Below are 17,555 nucleotides of genomic sequence, written 5' to 3'. Positions count from 1 at the left end.
TAGTAGTGGTGGTGAAGGTAAAACAGTAATGGATTTTGAATTAAACGACGACCAGCAGGCCTACGCCCTGAGCGCGCGCCAGTTTGCCGAGGGCGTGTTCATGCCCAACGCCGCAAAGTGGGACGCCGAACACATCTTCCCTCAAGACGCACTGCGTCAAGCCGGTGAGTTGGGTTTCATGGGTATGTATACCCCGGAATCTGCCGGGGGCTTGGGCATGAGCCGTTTGGATACCAGCCTGATTGTTGAAGAGTTGGCCCGCGGCTGCACCTCTACGGCGGCGTTTTTAACCATCCATAATATGGCCACCAGTATGATCGGTCATTACGGCCAGCCTGAGTTGGTTGAAGCACTGTGCCCGGCTTTGGTGACTGGCGAGGCGCTGGCTTCCTACTGCCTTACCGAGCCCGGTGCCGGCTCCGATGCGGGCAGCCTGCGCAGCACTGCTCGCCGCGACGGTGACCACTACATTGTGAATGGCAGCAAAATGTTTATCTCTGGCGCAGGCGCCACCGACGTGTTGGTTGCCATGCTGCGCACCGGCGAGCCTGGCCCCAAAGGCATTAGCGCCTTTGCCATTCCCGCCGATAGTGAAGGCATCAGCTACGGTAAGCCGGAAGAAAAAATGGGCTGGAACAGCCAGCCGACCGCCACGGTTACCTTCGACAATGTGCGGGTGCCTGCTGGCAACCGCCTCGGCGACGAGGGGCAGGGCTTTCGCATTGCTATGCAAGGCCTGGACGGCGGCCGCATTAATATTGCCACCTGCTCTATTGGCACCGCGCAAGCCGCGCTGGAAACGGCAACCGCCTACGTGAAAGAACGTGAGCAATTTGGTCAGGCCATTGCCGACTTTCAAAACACCCAATTTACCCTGGCCGATATGGCCACCCAGCTTGTTGCCGCGCGACAAATGGTTAGGCTGGCGGCGTTTAAACTCGACACCAGCCACCCGGAGGCCAGCAGCTATTGCGCCATGGCCAAGCGCTTTGCCACCGACGTGGGCTTTGACGTGTGCAATGCCGCACTGCAGTTGCACGGCGGTTACGGCTACATACGTGAGTACCCCTTGGAGCGGCACCTGCGCGACAGTCGCGTGCATCAAATTCTGGAAGGTACCAACGAAATTATGCGGGTGATTATCGCCCGCCGAATCTTAATGGAAGGCGCACTGGAGGTGATTAAATGAGCATGAGCCCAACCGAAAAATTACAGCTTGATGTGCAGGGCCACACAGCCGTGGTAACCATCAATAACCCCGCCGCCAACACCTGGGACGCGGAATCTTTGAGTGGCCTGAAAACGCTGATTGCCGCGCTCAACGCCGACAAAAATATCTACGCCTTGGTGATCACCGGTAGCGGCGAAAAATTCTTCTCCGCCGGGGCCGACCTGAAAATGTTTGCCAGCGGCGACAAAGCGGTGGCGCAAGATATCGGCCTGAAGTTTGGTCAGGCGTTTGAAGCCTTAGCCGATTTTCGCGGCGTGAGCATTGCTGCCATTAACGGCTTTGCGATGGGCGGTGGTTTGGAATGTGCGCTGGCCTGCGACATCCGTATTGCCGAAGAGCAGGCACAACTGGCACTGCCCGAGGCCAAGGTTGGCCTGTTGCCCTGCGCGGGTGGCACCCAGCGTCTTACCGCGCTGGTGGGTGCGGGCTGGGCCAAACGCATGATTCTGTGTGGCGAACGAGTGAGCGCCGAAACGGCGCACCGCATCGGCTTGGTTGAAGAGTTAGTGCCACAAGGCGAGTCGCTGCAGGCGGCGCTGAATATGGCAAGCGCTGTTGCCCAGCAAAGCCCAGTGGCCGTCAGCTTCTGCAAAGCGTTAATCCACGAAGCGCGCGATGCCGTCATGCCAAAAGGGCTGATTCTGGAGCGCGAGCGTTTTGTGCAACTGTTTGATACTGTCGATCAAAAAGAAGGCGTGAATGCCTTCTTGGAAAAACGGCAACCGGAGTGGAAAAACGCCTAATGAGCACAAGCCAGGACGTACTATTTGAAGAGCGCGACACCGCCAGCGGTCAGAAGCTGGGCATTGTCACCGTCAATGTAGAAAAAACGCTGAACTCCCTTAACCTCGGCATGGTCGAGGCCATGCTAATGCAGCTGGCCGAGTGGCGAGACCGCCGCGATATCGCCTGCCTGTTTATTACCGCTGCCGGTGAAAAAGCCTTCTGCGCAGGTGGCGACGTGCAGGCCTTGTATCGCTCCGCAACCGAAACACCGGGCGGCCCCTGCGAATACGCCGAGCGCTTCTTCGAGCAGGAATATCGCCTCGACTACGCGCTGCACCAGTTCGCCAAACCCGTTGTGGTGTGGGGGCACGGCATTGTTATGGGCGGTGGCTTGGGTATCTTCGCGGCGGGCAGTTATCGCGTTGTCACCGAAAAGTCCCGCCTGGCCATGCCGGAAATTACCATCGGTCTCTACCCCGACGTGGGCGGCAGTTATTTCCTTAATCGCATGCCCGGCCACTGTGGGCGCTTCCTGGCGCTAACCGGCGCGTCTTTCAATGGCCGCGACGCGCTGTACCTCGGCTTGGCCGAGGGCTTTATTGAAAACAGTCGCCGCGACGACGTGTTGGCAGCGATGGCCAAGGAGCTGTGGTCGGACGATGTCAGCGACAATCACGAGCGCCTGTACAGCCTGATGGCCAGCCATATAGAAGCCTCACAAGCGGCGCTTCCCGAGGCCAACGTCGAGCCTGCGGCGCCAATAATTAATCAGCTCTGCGAGGGCGATGATATTGCCGCCATCAAGGCCATCACCGAGCTATCCAGCGACAACCCCTGGCTGCACAAAGCGGCGGCAACCTTGTCTGCGGGTTCGCCATTGAGTGCGCGCCTAATTCTGGAGCAATTGCGCCGCGCCGACGGCCTGAGCCTGCGCGAGGTATTCCGCGCCGAGTTAGTGTTGTCCACCAATGTGGTGCGTAACAGCGACTTCGCCGAGGGTGTGCGCGCCTTGTTAATCGACAAAGATAAAAATCCGCAGTGGCGCCACCGCAGCTACGAAGCGATAGACAGCGCCGAAGTAGGCGCTTACTTCGAAGCCCCTTGGTCAGAACATCCACTGCACGATTTATAATCATACCGCCGCGCCTTCCAGGGGCCGCAATAAGGAGAACACCATGAGCAGCATTGCATTTATCGGCTTGGGAAATATGGGTGGCCCAATGGCGGCCAATCTACTCAAGGCAGGCCACAGCCTGACCGTTTTTGACCTGTCTCAGTCCGCCATGCAAGCGCTAGCCGAGCAGGGCGCGCAGTGTGCCAGCACTGCTGAAGCGGCCATCGACGGCGCCGAGGTGATTCTTAGTATGCTGCCCGCCGGTAAGCACGTGGCCGGTTTATACCTTGGCGAGGCAGGCCTGATTGCGAAGGCGCAAAAAGGCACGCTCATCCTCGACTGCAGCACCATTGATGCTGAAACCGCCCGCGAAGTCGGCGCGGCGGCCGAGGACGCAGGGCTGGATATGTTAGACGCGCCGGTATCCGGTGGCGTAAAAGCCGCGCAGGCGGGCACACTTGCCTTTATGTGCGGCGGCAGCGAAGCGGGCTTTGCCCGCGCAGAGCAAATCCTGGCGGGGATGGGTAAAAAAATCTTCCATGCTGGCGACCACGGCGCTGGCCAAATCGCCAAAATGTGCAACAACATGCTGCTGGCCGTGCATATGGTCGGCACCGCCGAAGCACTGCAGCTGGGCTTAAATAACGGCCTGGATGCCAGCGTATTGTCAGAGATTATGAAGAACAGCTCCGGCGACAACTGGTCACTGCAAAACTACAACCCGGTACCCGGCGTTATGCCAGCCACCCCGGCCAGCAACGACTACCAGCCCGGCTTTATGGCCCAACTGATGCTCAAAGACCTTGGGCTAGCGATGGAAAACAGCCTGAAAACCCAGAGCGCGGTGCCTATGGGCGCATTGGCGCGCAGTCTTTACGCTAGCTTTGCCGGCAAAGACGGCAATGCCCAGCGAGACTTCTCCGCCATTATTGAAATGATGCAGGGTTAACAAGACACGCTCATTCGCTTGGCGCTGCTCAGCGTCAAGCATCCTCCCCGCCTTCAAGCCCAGGCGCCGCTATTTTCCCTTCTATGTCTTATTTGGGCCCGCGAATGCAGCCTTCTGCAAGCGCCGCATTGGTTAATTGATGTACTGCCGTGGCTAGTGTTTTGGGTGTTCAGGTTTTATGCTACGTATCCCAGCAAGGAATGTGCGTTAATTCAGAACGATTGTAAAAAACGCGCGGCAAATCAGCCACATAAGGAAATATGGGCAATATCTATGAGGCCCCAGCAACAAGATTTAAGCGCACGCGCGTTTAGCCCGCTAAGCGCCTCTGGCGTTAACGGTCGTTTATTTTTTAAATCAGACTGTTACGAGATTTTTGCACTAGCTAACGCTGGGGTAAATCGAGCGTGCGCGATATACAAATGTTATGTGTAAAGGATTGCTCAGACTATGAAATTGCTTTTCCTGTTGTTTTTTTGGCCAAGTAAGCTGGCGAGTTTGGCGAAGGGGCAGGGCAATACTGAGGAGCAGGCTAAGGAGGCAATCGATAAAATAAGGAAAAGTTACGCCACTGCTATTTTAACGATTGTTTTACTAGCAATACTGGCCATATTGCTAGCGTACATAGTGAATAGCTCCGGTGGAATTTCCCAAAGTAATTTAATGTTTTTGCGGTTCGCATCGTCGGTTTTTATTGCTGTTGCAGTTCTGGCCAAGCTGAGCTGGGAGATTCAAACGTTTGGTGGGAGTTCCATACAAGAAGCTGCAAACAGCTACGCATTTCAGTTCTTCTATAAAATTGGGGTTGTTGGTGCGCTCGCCAGCTTACTTATCAACACATAACAAGAAAAGGCAGAGCGACGCCAAAAAGCGGCGCGCCTGCTTTTGGCGTTATGTTCAAGCAGTGATCGATTGGAGAAGCAGTTGTCTGAATTAGCCAGTGGGATAATTGGAGTTTTGCTCGGAGGGATAATTGGTCATTGGTTATCGATTGGCCGAGACAAAAGGATCGAGTTCAATAACTGCGCATTCCCTATCCATGAAAGAATTCTTGATGCAATTCGAAGTATAGACAGCGGGACGGCTTGGCAGGGAATAGAGCAAAAAGATTTAAATTCCGTTGCATGTCTGCTTAGGGAAAAAGACCAGAAAGAATTGTTCCGGCTTTACGATAACTATATACGAGCCTACAGAAAGGCGCATATACCGGATGGATGCGGAGGCCAAAAAATCATAAAGGATGAACTGCCAGCGGTAAAGGAAGCACTCAATGAGATCAGGAAACTTCTTAAGCTTAAATAAGCATAACAAGAAAAGGCCGGCCGACGCGATAAAGCCGCAGGAACCTCCCCCTAATTAGTAGACGCCTATCTCAACCTGGAGGTAGGCAAGTATTGCAAAATCTCTGAGTTTGGAGCTTCTCGGCTCTGGAGAGAGCTTCCGTGATGGGCTTTTGTGTCCTGCGTGCGTGAAATTCCATGTAGTGAATCGCCCAAAGTGCGCCTGACAAGCAGAAGCCTATCACCGCGCTAAAGCTGCGCGGCTGGGGCGGTTTATCCGCCTCTTCGCTATGGGTAAGCCGCTCTTGTGCCGAGCATAAATGCCCTTGTAAAGCATTGAGTGATAGAATAGTATCACTTTCATGAAGACTGAATTAGTGACCACATTGAAGCGCCAGGCAACCAAGATATTGTCTGAACTTCATAAATCCAAAGAGCCTGTGCTAATCACAGAGCATGGTAAGCCATCTGCCTATCTTGTTGACGTCGAAGACTTTGAGTCCCTTCAGCGTAGAATGACAATTTTGGAAGGTATCGCTCGAGGAGAGTCCGCTGTTCAAGAAGGCAGGACGCTGACTCATAATGAAGCCAAAGCCAAAATGAAAAAATGGCTGAGTTAATCTGGACTGAACCGGCCCTATCTGACCTGAACGAAATCGCGGAATACATAGCGATAGAAAATCTTACAGCAGCGCGTGAACTGGTACAGCGAGTGTTCTCTGCTGTAGAGCGCCTCAAAGAACACCCAAGCTCTGGCAAGGTTCCCGGGGAGCTGACAGATAGTCGCTATCGCGAAGTTGTATGCAATCCCTGTCGAATTTTTTATCGCCACGCCGGGAAGAAAATTTTCATCTTATATGTTCTGCGCAGCGAACGTGAGCTCCGAAATTACTTACTCGAAGATCGCGATGATTGGGGCGATTAACGAGTCAAGCCGGCGGGCTCTCGTTCCCCCGGTTTTGATGTGCGCTTTCTGGTAGCTAACGCAGAATACTCATGCCGAGCCTGACTCGACAGTGTGAGAGAAACCGGAATTCGTCACATGTTTGAAGCAGTCGGTAGCACTGAGAGCAACTAGATTGATGAGACTTGCATTATTCAATGAATCCGATATGGGGCCCGTTGTCGCGCTGTTTCAGCGGGTTTTCTCTGATGCTGAAGGAGAGGCAGAAGGGCAGGTTATTGCGGATTTCGTTAAGGATCTGATTTCAACTACACCCCCGTCTGCGGTTATTGGCTTTACTGCATGGGAAGGCGATGCTGTTGTTGGCGGTATTTTCTTTAGTCAGCTTATTGTGCCGAGCGGGCAGCGAGCCTTTATTTTGTCACCAGTTGCGGTGTCAACGAATGTGCAGGGCCGCGGGATTGGTCAGGCGCTTATTCGATACGGTTTGGATCATCTGAAATCACTTGGGGTTGAGTTGGTGTTTACCTATGGCGACCCCGGCTATTATTCCAAAGTGGGCTTTGAGCAGATCACTGAAGCGATTGTAAAAGCCCCGTGCCCCTTGAGTCAGCCGATTGGCTGGTTGGCGCAATCACTTGATGGCGGCGCGGTTCCGGCGATGAGTGGCCCCACACGGTGTGTTGAGGCGCTCAATGACCCTGAGCTTTGGTAACTTCAGTCGCTACAACTTTCGGTTTTATTTAGCCGTTTCTCCTCACCCCTTGGTGCTTTTGGCTTAATTACTGTTACGTAGCTGCTGTTTTGCCACCTGAAATGGCAGCAGTTTCCTGTCGTTCTCCAACATCACCACGTTCAGCGCATTCAGTAGGCTGGTGTTTATGTGTCGGTAGGTCCATCGGTAGTCGAAGCCGTGGTCGGCGGCATCATGGCGGCTCGAAAGGCAGATCACGTTTTTGATACCGGCCATATGGATGGCCATAAAACAGAGCGCGCAGGGCTCGCCGGAGGCAATGAGTGTCGCGCCGTGTAACGCAACGCGGCGCGTATTGCGTGAGGCGTTTCGTATTGCCTGAACTTCGGCGTGGGCGGTGCAGTCGAGCTGTTGGGCGACCTGATTGACGCCTTGGCCGATGACTTCCCCCTGCGCATTAATAATCATTGCGGCGAAGGGCAAGCCACCGGCGTTGGCGTGCTGAATCGCCAGCTCGATGGTGCTTTCTGCATGCTGTTGCAGGCGGCTTTCGAGAGCATTACGCACTTTCTGCCTCCGTGGTGGGCGATTGCGTCGGCATAGCGCCGCATAACTCGGCTGCGAGGCGTTCGGCACGGGCTTTTGCCTGGGCGAGTGAGTGGCGGTGTCGGTCGTCGCCAAATTCCTGGTATTCCGAGGCGATTTCATAGCTGGTTTCCACGCCCAAATATTTGCTGAGCGTTTTCAGGTGAGGAACCAGATGGGCCGAGTGCTCGCGTATGCCGCCCTTTTCAAAGCCGAATTCGCCCGTGGACGTCACGATGATTAGGGTTTTGCCAGATAGCAGTGGCTGCAAGGGGTAGTCGCCGCGCGATAGGTCAAAGTCGAAGGTTTTATTGATCCGCACAATTTGGTCGAACCAGGCTTTAAGCTGGGCGGGCATGCCGTAGTTGTACATTGGCGAGGAAATAACGATGACATCGGCCGCTGCGACCTCTGCAATCAGCTCGTCGGAGAGGGCCAGTGTTTGGCGCTGCGCCGGGCTGCGGTTTTGCTCGGGGGTAAATACCGCGCCAATCCAGTCTTGGTTGATAAATGCGGGTGGGTTTATGCCGACGTCTCTGTAGATATACTCATCTAGAGGTCGGTGCTTCTTCCATGTCTCGATAAACCGCCGCGCAATATTTTTCGACAGGGAATCGTGCTCGGGGTTTGGGTTGCTTGCCGCTCTTACACTTGAATCGATGTGGAGTATTGTTGTCATGGTCGTTCTCTCGTTCAGTTAATGACAGGGGTATTTTGTGACGCTGTGGGTGGGCGAACAAACGATAAAAATGCACCTGCAGATGAGCTAAACTCATCTATAGTTTGGCTGCTTACTGTTGGGGAGGTGCACGTTGCAAGTGTCGTTGCAGGCGCTCAAAGCGTTTGAATCTGCTGCCCGCCTGGGCAGTTTTAAGTTGGCCGCTGAGGAGCTGTCGCTAACGCCAACGGCGATCTCCCATCACATTAGTAATTTGGAGGGGCGCTTAACGGTCAGTTTGTTTCATCGTCAGGGCAGGCGGATTGCGTTAACCGCAACAGGGGCGCGCCTGGCAAAGGCAACCTCGGAGGGGTTTCGTAAAATTGATAATGCTTTGGATGAGGTGATGAGGGCGGGCACAGCGATACGGGTGACGACAACCTCGTCGTTGGCGGCGATGGCGCTCATTCCTGCTCAGCACGAATTTGAACAGGCGAACCCGGGTATCTCTCTGGAAATATCGACAGGCGAGTCAGTGGATAGCCAGTCTTACATTCTGCCTGTTCGCTATGGCGATGCCACTAGGGTTGAGCCATCGGATATCATTCGACATGAGTCATTCAATGTCTTTGGCGCTCCTGGAATGGCAGCTCATGGCGAGTGGAACGAGGGAATTACCCTGTTTACCACGCAGTGGAAAAATACTGCTTTGCCGGAGCCACCACTCACTGCTTGGCTGGAAGAGAATGAGTTGCAGGGGGCAAAACTTAACTGCGTTCCCTTTGATCAGGAGTTATTTGGGATTCAGCAGGCAATGGCCGGGCGCGGGCTGGTTTTCTGTTCGACGACGCTCGCTAAGCGCTTAGTGGATGCCAAGCTGCTGCAAAGCTGTGATACGCGAGAGGTGACTTCCAGTCTGTGTTACTACGTGCCGAATAAAAACAGCTTTGAAACGCGCGGCGCCGTGCGCTTTTTGGAGTGGGTCGACGCGCTGTTGAATGGATAGGCCGCGCTGGTGAAGTGCGCTATCGCTTGCTTTCTGGTCGCGCCAGCCATACCGCCTCAAGGCTTTGCTACCCCCTCCATCATCAGGTTTAGCGTGTGCGCTGGCGGCATGCCCAAGTGCCTATGTAGCCGACCCTCGGCATCTTTGTAGTAGATGCCTGGCGTGGCTGGCACGCCAAGTTTTTGCATTAGTTGGTTGTTGGCCTGCACCTGTGGTTCGCCGCGTATTCGAGCGCTTTCCTGCACCGCAATGCCGCCGTGTTTATGTTGCGCCACGTTTTGCATATACGCGGTGTGCGGGTTTGCAGCACCCAATATGGTCGCGGTTTTGGGCAAGCTGCTGGGCGTTAGTACACCAACCATAATGTGCCTGAGCTGCACCAGCCCCGATTGAATCCAGGGGCTAGCGGCTTCACGGAAGGCTTGGCAGTAGGGGCAGTTAGGATCGTAGAAAGCGTAGATGGTGGTCGGTGCGCTGTTATCGCCGTCGGCGACCCAGTGGCTCGAGGCAAGCTCGGCCCAGGTTTGACGCGCCTTGACGGGGTAGTACAAGGCATCGATTTTTTCAGCGGAGAAATTGTTGCCGTCTTGGTCGATATGGGTGCCGACAAAGGCGTGCTGCTGATCTTTGCTGACATAAACAGTGATCGGCTTGCCTTGCGATTCCAGAATGTAGCCGCGCATGTCGGGCGTGGCGTCGAAGTCGGCGACCATGCTCAGACCACGATCCAGTATGTGCTTAATGATTTGTGGGTACTCTTCAGCAAGCGCGGTGTGTGATGAGAGCAGTAGCGCGCTGCCAAGGGTAATGAATAGGCGCGTTAGTAAGTGTTTCATAGTGTTATGAACCAGAGCGTAGTAAAAAATTAGTTACTGGATTCAGGCTGCTTGTTTATGCCTGCCTCAAGTGAGTAGTGGCATATCTATCCACTGAAATGCTTAAGCACCTGGCCAGAAGAACTCCAAGCGAATGCCACTTGGCTCGGTGCACATCAGGTGTTTAGCTTCACTTGAGCCCACCGCTTCGGGGGCAAATTCAATATCGATAGTGTGGTCCACCAGCGTTTGGTGAATGGCGTTAAGTGCTTGCTCTGAATTTACCGCCAGTGCCAAGTGATGAAGGCCGATGTTTGAGTTGCGGTTGAATGGCACCGGCGAGGGAGATTTGGCAGCCCAAAGCGTGAGCATAATGTTGCCGTCGCTGACGAAAATGGCCGGGTAGTCGGGTTTTCTATGCACTTCTTTCCAGCCGAGAATCTGGGTAAAGAAAGCGGCGCTTTCCTCTAGCTTGGAAACCGTTAAACCTATGTGGTGCGCGCCGTGTGTTATCGTTTTCATAGCTATTCTCCTATGCGTTGGCTACAGGCCAAATTCCTTGCCCGCCGAGTGTGTTATTAACCCCGTGGTGCTTGTGGCGCCGCTGGCCATGTGGGGAGCGACGCTTGATCATGAGTTCGCCCTTATCGGCATGCTGAGAGCTGGTTTCGCGCTCGGTGCAGCATCACGCGCATATTGGCGTGAGAGAGTGCCAGGCTCTCTGAGATTTGTTTGCCATCGATGGCGCTGGTGGCGCGGAGGTAGAGCGCATTGGCCTGGGCGCGGTTCATGCGCCGCATTTTTTCATCCACGTTGTGCAATGTGCGGGCGCTATCCAGAGCGAGTTCAGGAGCACTCAGCGCCTCTTCGGGGTGAGCGTGACGGCTCTCGTCGGCCAAGGCCGACCAGCGAGCTGCCGACACGGTAATTTCTTTCTGGCGCTTTCGGCGCGCGGTGAGGGCCATGTTAATGGTAATGCGACACAGCCAGGTTTTAAGCGTTGAGCGACCCTCGAACTGATGCATTCGCTCTAGTGCGGCGACCCAGGCACTCTGGGCGGCATCCTCGGCGAGGCTGTGCTCCACATATTGGCGGGCAATGCCGACCATGGCGGGGTGGTAGTCGCGGTAGGCGCTGGCGTAGGCCTTTCTATCGCCATGCTTTAGGCGTTCGGCCAGGGCCCAATCATGTTGCCAGATCGGTGAGGTGTGTTCTGTTTGCGGCGTGGATGTATTCATCGCTTTACCCCTTTGTTGCTTTTATGAGTGTTGGCCTGACGACTGAGAAAGTTGATGATGTCCTGCGATTCATAAAGCCATTTCACTTGGCCGCCACTCTCGATTTTCAGGCAGGGAACCTGTGTTTTGCCGCCGCCCTGACGAAGTTCTCGGCGATAACCTGGGTGAACGGCAATATCCCGTTGCGCCACGTCTAGCTTCAAGCTTTTGATCGCCGCGCGGGTATAGGCACAAAAGGGGCATGCCGGGTAGTGATAGAGCGAAAACCGCGTTTGTGTGTTGTTGGTATTCATCGACTGGTGCCTCATTGAAACATGGGGCTATGTTGGCTGAGATGGCAGGGTAAGACTTGACCGAATATTCAAACTACTGGTCAATTTGTGTAATCCAGCGCTGAGACGGGGGCTGGGGTGTATAAGCATTTGGTTTAAATGGTGGCAGAATGTCCGTCGGGTCAGGGGCATGCCTTCGTGGCTTGCCCGATTAGGGAGTTGATGAGCTGTTGGGGGTAGGGATGAAGATTGAAATTAAAACGCTGGTGAATGCGCCCATTGCCGCTGTTTGGCGCGCATGGGTAACGCCTGAGGATATAGAAAACTGGAACTATGCCACTGATGACTGGTGCTGCCCGAAAGCAGAGGTGAACCTGCAAGTGGGGAGGGGCTTTAATTACCGAATGGAAGCCAAAGATGGATCTATGGGCTTTGACTTTGCAGGGGTTTATACCAAGGTGGAGGAGAACAAGGCCATTCATTTTGAGTTGGATGACCAGCGCCTTGTTACCGTCGCGTTTGTAGAAACGAGTGAAGGGGTTGAGGTCATCGAAACCTTTGACGCCGAAGATGAAAACTCGGCCGCGCAGCAGCGAGATGGCTGGTTGTGTATTCTGAATAATTTTAAGCGCTATGTTGAAAGTAAAGCCCGATAGCTGAGTATTGTATTGGCGCAGCTTTGTGACGCCACGTTTAGCAATTTTTCCTGTTTGTCGAGGGGTGGCTGTTTAGGGTTTTGGTTGGTTTTTTGAAAAGCAAAACACGTGTGGTAGCGTAATGACGATCCGAATGGGCTTGTGCGAATCCGTTTGCATTACGCGTGCGGTTTCTCTGCATTGTGTGGCGCGCGTTAGCGTTTCAGTGGCGGACGATTTAGTCGTATCTGCCTTCGTTAAGTGAAGCGGCAAGCCCCCGTGAAATTCGCAAGGGCTTGCCGATTATGGATACGTATTTACTCCTGTTGTGGTTGCAGCGGGCCTACGAGCTCTTCTAACGCGTCGCGATACGCTTCTGGGTTCAGGTCTTCCGGTGGATAGGCTGCGTACGCGGCGATAGCGGCCTGAACGCGGGCGTTAAACTCACTAATGGTGTCGATGTCGCTCGCAGGCGCAGGGCTAATATTGGGCGGGGCGCGGTGCAGGGTGGCCTGCTCGTAGTCATAGGCGATGCCGATGCCGGTGCCCTCATCGAACTGGCGAACAAATATCTCCATACCGCGGGGAACCCCTACTGAGTCATCAAAACCAACGGGCACGACGATTGACCCCATTTGTGTGGTAGAGCCAAAGTCGCAAGTTCGCCCACCGGAGGGGCCGGGTGAAAACACGAGCGCGTCGACCCTCACGTTGCCGCCGTCGGGGCCGATGAGGGGGTCGCCATTAGCGTCTTTGACAATGTCCATTTCGCCGGTGACATAGGCGCGCATATCGACGATGGCTTGCAGTTGTGCCTGCGTGGGGGGCTGGTTGGGGTCGCCCAGTGCCGTTAAGGCAAACAGCCCCGCGGTGCGTGGGCCAACCCGGCCGGACTCAACTATGCCCTCTATGCCGTAGCACTCGTCGTCACGGTCGTGGGCGGACTCTTCACCATCAAGTGCTATGGCAGTGCTGCTAACGCAGCGGCGGGCACTGGTCCCACCTTCAGATTCGAACACTGAGAAGTATTCGTTCATGTCGTAATGGCTGGAGCCGGCCCCTAACGACGTGTAGTTGGGTAGGTACACGTCATACACCGTGGCGCCCAGTGCTTCCATTTCGGCAACGGCTGCCGCAATCAACTCTCCTTGTGTGCCCGTTCCCGCGGCATCGGTATTGCCGCCGAGGTCTCGCACAATGCCGATGTTGCGGCCGGCGAGGCCGTATTGGTTGCGGTCGAGGTATTGTGTGTAGCTTTCAGGGCGTTGCTCTGCCGGAAAGGCAGCGGCTTTGGGGTCACGTGAATCGTACTTGCCCATGGCGGTGAGCATGAGTGCAGCATCGGTGACGGTGCGGGTCATTGGCCCTCCGGTGTCACGGCTGTGGGCCAGCGGAAAAATACCGTGCTGGGAAACCACCCCTAAGCTGGGCCGAATGCCCACCAAGCCGCCTACAGACGATGGATGGCGGATGGACTGGCAGGTATCAGAGCCGGTGCCACCCAGCGCAAAGTTGGCCGCGAGGGATGCGCCGGTGCCGGAGGATGATCCCGCTGGGCTTTCTGAGGTGTTGTAGGGGTTGCTCACCTGTATTGCCCGGGCTGAAAATCCAGTAGTGAAGTAGGCAAATTCATCTTGGTTGGCTTTGCCCAGTATTAACGCACCGGCTTCACGTAAGCCTTTTACTGAATTAGCGTCTACGCCGGCTTGGTGGCCGAGCATTGAGTACGACCCCTGTGTTGAGGGGTAGTCAACGGTGTCGTAGTTGTCTTTCAGCAAAACCGGCATGCAATGGAGGTATCGGTCACCAATGCCTTGGTCGCTGGCGTAGAGTTCATCCAGGGCCTGGGCTTGGGCAATGGCGTTGGGCAGAATCGCCAGTACACCGAAGATAGGCAGGCCACCATTGGGTTGTGGATTGTTGTTGTAAGCGAGGATACGGTCGATGTATTGCTGAGTGATGTCTACGCAGGTGAGTGCATCACCATTCTCGTCGACTAGCTCTCCAGCGAGCGCTGCGTGAACGTCTGCCATGGTCGCTTCGACAATTTGAAATAGGTCGTCGCGAATACCGTCGTTGTTGTCGTCGATATCGGCATTGTCGCCGATTCCGTCGCCGTCAGCATCGGCGTGTTCGGCGTTGTCTTCTGGGAAGGCGTCGCTGTTATCGCCCACGCCGTCGCCATCGGTATCTTTCGTTTCTGAGGCATCTTCAGGGAAGGCGTCGGAGTTATCTCCGATCCCGTCACCGTCGGTATCCCTAGATTCAGAGGCGTCGTTGGGGAAGGCGTCTTGGCCATCGGATACACCATCACCGTCGCTGTCAGCCTTTAGTGGGTCGGTTCCCATGTCGGCTTCATTGGCATCGCTGACGCCGTCGTTGTCGTCGTCTTCATCGCTGTTGTTGCCGATGCCATCGTTGTCAGAATCTGTGGATTCTGAGGGGTCGTTGGGGAATGCATCGTCACCGTCTTTGGTGCCATCGTTGTCTGAGTCAGCTCGCTGAGGGTCTGTACCTTGAGCTTGCTCCTCTGCATCGCTGGCGCCATCGTTGTCGTCGTCTTCATCGGTGTTGTTACCAATGCCATCGCCATCGGTATCGGTGGTTTCTGAGGAGTTTGTGGGAAAGGCGTCCTCACTGTCGGATACGCCATCATTGTCGCTGTCGGCACGGCGAGGGTTAGTGCCTAATGCTTCTTCCTCGGCATCGCTCAGGCCGTCGTTGTCGTCGTCTTCGTCGGCATTGTTGCCGATGCTGTCACCGTCACTGTCTTCGAACTCCGAGTCGTCGGAAGGGAAGGCATCTTCACCATCGGGGACGCCGTCGGAGTCCGTGTCGGCCAGTTTAGGGTCAGAGCCGTTGGCGACTTCATCGTCGTCGAGTATGCCGTCATTGTCGTCGTCGGCATCGCAGGCGTCACCGCGACTGTCGTTATCGGTGTCTAGCTGGTCGCTATTGGCGTTGGCGGGGCAGTTGTCAGCAGCATTTTTTACGCCGTCTTTGTCATTGTCTTGTTCGGCTTCGGCGAGTGCGCAGCCGTTCTGATCAACGTCCTTGCCCGCTGGCGTTTCGGGGCATGAGTCGACGGCGTCGTTAACGCCGTCGTCGTCGGTGTCTGCGCCTCCGTCAAAATCATAACTGCCATCTGATAGATCTTTGCGGGTTTTTTCTAAATGTTGATTGGCCTCTAGTGCTGAAATGAGCGAGCGTTGGTCTTCGTTTGCTTGCTCGGCAAAGGCGCTTGCGCGGGAGGTGTCGAAGTCGTCGGGGGCAACATCGAATTCGCTCAGCGGTATATCGAGTGCCAGTGTTTTTTCAATAACCTGTGAAGAAAGTCGAATACCATTGTCGGGGTTGCGGTCTTCATCAAGTGTTAGTAATAGTCGTGCGACATTGGTGATGGTGTTTTCAGAGGGCAGTAGGTCATCAAGCGTAATGAATTGGCCGCCGAGTGCTTCACCTATTTTTAGCGCGCCAAGATAAAAAGATACAGTGTCGCCTTCGACATAATCGAAGTCGCCGTTTGCCCCCGTCATCGGTAGATTGGTATTTGCGGTCGGGTTTGGTGCAGTGGAATACAGTATGCCCTGGATTGGTGAGTCAATCAGTTGGCCGGTCACTTTTGTGCCGGTGTTCTGGCTGTCGCCGGGAGATGAGCCTCCACCGCTGCCGCCTCCGCCGCATGCAGACAAAATAACACTAACGCTACTAACTAATAATATATGGCGCATTGGCCCACTCCAGTACAGGCAAGGTACGGCGACGCCCTTAGGTGGCGTCCTAATGTCGGAATCTAGGCGATAGAGGTAAGCAGAATTTGTGCCAAGGTGTGTGGCGATGCGCTGAGGCGTTGTGGGCTGCTAGGCCATCACTATTTGATCGCCTTGACTGAATAACTCCGGTTAATAAACGCGTTCAGCTTGGTCCACTTGGTGGCAACCTACCTTTTTCAGCACGCATGCAGTAGTCTGAATTGCCTAGGGAAAGGAGGCGTGCGATGAAGCGTTCAGCTTGTGTGTGGGTAATGGTATTGCTGTTGCAGCCTAGTTTTTCGCTGGCTTCTGATTTCCTGCTCACGATGAATAGTTATGGCCCAGTTAAAATAGGCATGGAGGCGAGTGACGCGTACACACGTTTGCGTGCACTGATGCCGGTTAACGAGCCTCAAGCGGCTTCGGGCTGCACCTATTATTATGCGAGTGATGGTTTATCGTTCATGCTCGATGACGACCGAGTCGTGCGTATCGAGACAAGCTTGAATCAGGTGATTACACCATCGGGTATTCGTGTTGGCGATAGCCTGTCGAAGTTGAAAAACACCTTCGGTGACCGATTGGATGAACAGTCCAATCATTACCAAGGGCCGGAAAGTCGAACAATAAAACTGTTTTCAAAAGACAGATCGATAGCCATGCGCTTTGAGGTGGTGAAAAACCGCATAGTAGAAATATACTCGGGCTATGAGCATGCGATTCACTATGTGGAAGGCTGTGCTTGAGATTGTTTGAAGCGCACCGTTAGCGAACCCGCGATAGTGCTGTATTAATCCCACTAGGTTAAGACATGAATAAAATCGCTTATCTACTCTGCGCTTTTTGCCTTCTTCAAGGCTGCGCGGGCGCTCGATATAGCTATAAAAGCCTGATCGAAGACGAGGGTGACGCGTCGGTGTTGCGTTTAACGACGGGCGAGCGCGTTGAGGTTTTGGTGGTTGGCAATGGCTTTCCTGGTTGGTGGGGGATGTACCCGGGAGTGATTTCATCTGCCTCAGACATCGCCAGTATTGACTGCGAAGATGCCAGGAGTGCGGTGCCCTTTCGTGAGCCAGGCATGCTCTTTGGTGGTGAGGTCTGTATGGTGAGCGCCCATAAAAAGGGCGCAGCCACACTCTATTTCGGCAATAAATTTACCCTGACGACGGACAGCTATAACGAAAAATATGATGTGATTATTGTTGATAATTAATGTCCGTATTGTGTTCGCTCAGCAAATCAATCTGCGGGACATCGAGATGTCTATGAAAAAAATGATGACGTTTGTCAGTGTTGTTTTGTCGCCATTAAGCTCTATGGCAGCATTGGCGCCCGAGTATCAAAACGAGCGAGACTTTGAGGTATTGATTAACTTCGTTAAAAGTCATGAGGAGGTCCTTGCAACGTTGCGGTCGATCGACTTCGATAACTTTACTGTGCACTTCGGCAATAACTGCGAGGCACTATTTGCCAGAGGCGTTACGTTAAGGCCGCCAGGGTGGGTTGGGCCAGCGGCGCCTCTTGAGTTCAAGTCGTCGACGTGTAGTCCGGGTGAGCGCAGGGCGGAGTAAGCTGGAAGTAGCAGGTCAGCAAGACTAATAGCCAGCCGCGTTCGCTATTTTAGCGGTGTGGCCTACACTGGTTACAGTTTGGTATTTCGCTTTTATTCCCATAAGCAATAGCCAGAGCAAGTAAT

At 54.4% G+C, this 17,555-nt stretch carries 21 protein-coding genes; 14 read left to right on the top strand and 7 right to left on the bottom strand.

The genetic code is table 11. The annotated features are described in order from the left end of the window. The first annotated feature begins 28 nt into the window (after positions 1 to 28). The 9 genes from H573_RS0109430 (at position 29) to H573_RS0109390 (ending at position 6,919) form a co-directional block, all read left to right on the top strand. Positions 29 to 1,189, top strand: a complete 1,161-nt coding sequence (locus tag H573_RS0109430) for an acyl-CoA dehydrogenase family protein (protein WP_027874049.1) — start codon at positions 29 to 31, stop codon at positions 1,187 to 1,189. Beyond that, a complete protein-coding gene (locus tag H573_RS0109425; protein WP_027874048.1) occupies positions 1,186 to 1,974 on the top strand; it encodes an enoyl-CoA hydratase in 789 nt (262 codons plus the stop codon). Before H573_RS0109430 ends, H573_RS0109425 begins: the two co-directional genes overlap by 4 nt. Then, the gene (locus tag H573_RS0109420) at positions 1,974 to 3,089 is read left to right on the top strand and encodes an enoyl-CoA hydratase/isomerase family protein (RefSeq protein WP_036256348.1); all 1,116 of its coding nucleotides are present in this window, start codon (positions 1,974 to 1,976) and stop codon (positions 3,087 to 3,089) included. The genes H573_RS0109425 and H573_RS0109420 overlap by 1 nt, the downstream gene beginning before the upstream one ends. A gap of 43 nt (positions 3,090 to 3,132) precedes the next feature. Further along, entirely contained in the window at positions 3,133 to 4,020 is an 888-nt protein-coding gene (mmsB, locus tag H573_RS0109415; protein WP_027874046.1) for a 3-hydroxyisobutyrate dehydrogenase, read from the top strand. A gap of 450 nt (positions 4,021 to 4,470) precedes the next feature. Beyond that, positions 4,471 to 4,863 (top strand): hypothetical protein, encoded by a 393-nt coding sequence (locus tag H573_RS0109410; RefSeq protein ID WP_027874045.1) that lies wholly within the window; start codon positions 4,471 to 4,473, stop codon positions 4,861 to 4,863. Between the two features lie 81 nt (positions 4,864 to 4,944). Further along, positions 4,945 to 5,322 carry a hypothetical protein gene (locus H573_RS0109405; RefSeq protein ID WP_154653869.1) on the top strand — a complete coding sequence of 126 codons (378 nt, stop codon included), beginning with the start codon at positions 4,945 to 4,947 and terminating at the stop codon, positions 5,320 to 5,322. Between the two features lie 340 nt (positions 5,323 to 5,662). Further along, positions 5,663 to 5,920: a type II toxin-antitoxin system Phd/YefM family antitoxin gene (locus tag H573_RS0109400; protein ID WP_027874043.1), complete on the top strand. Its 258-nt coding sequence runs from the start codon at positions 5,663 to 5,665 to the stop codon at positions 5,918 to 5,920. After that, positions 5,908 to 6,225: a type II toxin-antitoxin system RelE/ParE family toxin gene (locus tag H573_RS0109395; RefSeq protein WP_027874042.1), complete on the top strand. Its 318-nt coding sequence runs from the start codon at positions 5,908 to 5,910 to the stop codon at positions 6,223 to 6,225. The genes H573_RS0109400 and H573_RS0109395 overlap by 13 nt, the downstream gene beginning before the upstream one ends. Before the next feature lie 157 nt (positions 6,226 to 6,382). Next, positions 6,383 to 6,919: a GNAT family N-acetyltransferase gene (locus H573_RS0109390; RefSeq protein WP_027874041.1), complete on the top strand. Its 537-nt coding sequence runs from the start codon at positions 6,383 to 6,385 to the stop codon at positions 6,917 to 6,919. A 63-nt stretch (positions 6,920 to 6,982) separates the two neighbouring features. Here H573_RS0109390 and H573_RS0109385 read toward each other — a convergent pair whose 3' ends face one another. Then, positions 6,983 to 7,465 carry a nucleoside deaminase gene (locus H573_RS0109385; protein ID WP_027874040.1) on the bottom strand — a complete coding sequence of 161 codons (483 nt, stop codon included), beginning with the start codon at positions 7,463 to 7,465 and terminating at the stop codon, positions 6,983 to 6,985. Then, a complete protein-coding gene (locus tag H573_RS0109380) occupies positions 7,458 to 8,162 on the bottom strand; it encodes an FMN-dependent NADH-azoreductase (RefSeq protein ID WP_027874039.1) in 705 nt (234 codons plus the stop codon). Before H573_RS0109380 ends, H573_RS0109385 begins: the two co-directional genes overlap by 8 nt. A 139-nt stretch (positions 8,163 to 8,301) precedes the next feature. Here H573_RS0109380 and H573_RS0109375 point away from each other — a divergent pair, with 139 nt between their 5' ends. Next, positions 8,302 to 9,147 carry a LysR family transcriptional regulator gene (locus H573_RS0109375; RefSeq protein WP_234701861.1) on the top strand — a complete coding sequence of 282 codons (846 nt, stop codon included), beginning with the start codon at positions 8,302 to 8,304 and terminating at the stop codon, positions 9,145 to 9,147. Between the two features lie 56 nt (positions 9,148 to 9,203). Here the strand turns inward: H573_RS0109375 and dsbG are convergent, their stop codons facing one another. From dsbG to H573_RS17710, 4 genes are all read right to left on the bottom strand, one after another. Beyond that, positions 9,204 to 9,983: a thiol:disulfide interchange protein DsbG gene (gene dsbG, locus H573_RS0109370; RefSeq protein ID WP_027874037.1), complete on the bottom strand. Its 780-nt coding sequence runs from the start codon at positions 9,981 to 9,983 to the stop codon at positions 9,204 to 9,206. A gap of 102 nt (positions 9,984 to 10,085) precedes the next feature. Then, entirely contained in the window at positions 10,086 to 10,484 is a 399-nt protein-coding gene (locus H573_RS0109365) for a VOC family protein (protein ID WP_027874036.1), read from the bottom strand. Between the two features lie 122 nt (positions 10,485 to 10,606). Beyond that, a complete protein-coding gene (locus H573_RS0109360; RefSeq protein ID WP_027874035.1) occupies positions 10,607 to 11,200 on the bottom strand; it encodes an RNA polymerase sigma factor in 594 nt (197 codons plus the stop codon). Beyond that, complete coding sequence (locus H573_RS17710) at positions 11,197 to 11,493, bottom strand: glutaredoxin family protein (RefSeq protein WP_051171170.1); 297 nt, start codon at positions 11,491 to 11,493, stop codon at positions 11,197 to 11,199. The genes H573_RS0109360 and H573_RS17710 overlap by 4 nt, the downstream gene beginning before the upstream one ends. Positions 11,494 to 11,714: 221 nt before the next feature. Here H573_RS17710 and H573_RS0109350 point away from each other — a divergent pair, with 221 nt between their 5' ends. Continuing rightward, entirely contained in the window at positions 11,715 to 12,128 is a 414-nt protein-coding gene (locus H573_RS0109350) for an SRPBCC family protein (RefSeq protein WP_027874034.1), read from the top strand. 296 nt (positions 12,129 to 12,424) lie between these two features. Here H573_RS0109350 and H573_RS19010 read toward each other — a convergent pair whose 3' ends face one another. Further along, entirely contained in the window at positions 12,425 to 15,838 is a 3,414-nt protein-coding gene (locus H573_RS19010; RefSeq protein WP_027874033.1) for an amidase family protein, read from the bottom strand. Between the two features lie 266 nt (positions 15,839 to 16,104). Between H573_RS19010 and H573_RS0109340 the strand changes: the two genes are divergently transcribed. From H573_RS0109340 to H573_RS0109330, 3 genes are all read left to right on the top strand, one after another. Continuing rightward, complete coding sequence (locus H573_RS0109340; protein WP_154653868.1) at positions 16,105 to 16,605, top strand: hypothetical protein; 501 nt, start codon at positions 16,105 to 16,107, stop codon at positions 16,603 to 16,605. 65 nt (positions 16,606 to 16,670) lie between these two features. Then, positions 16,671 to 17,072, top strand: a complete 402-nt coding sequence (locus H573_RS0109335; protein ID WP_027874031.1) for a hypothetical protein — start codon at positions 16,671 to 16,673, stop codon at positions 17,070 to 17,072. A 46-nt stretch (positions 17,073 to 17,118) separates the two neighbouring features. Continuing rightward, complete coding sequence (locus H573_RS0109330) at positions 17,119 to 17,430, top strand: ssr3402 family protein (RefSeq protein ID WP_051171186.1); 312 nt, start codon at positions 17,119 to 17,121, stop codon at positions 17,428 to 17,430. Positions 17,431 to 17,555 lie beyond the last annotated feature (125 nt).

Origin of the sequence: Neomelitea salexigens DSM 19753 (genome assembly GCF_000422345.1) — a bacterium.
Classification (GTDB): Bacteria; Pseudomonadota; Gammaproteobacteria; order Pseudomonadales; family Spongiibacteraceae; genus Spongiibacter; species Spongiibacter marinus_A.
The sequence above is the reverse complement of the archived record's forward strand: the minus strand, read 5'-3'. Positions and strand labels throughout refer to the sequence as shown.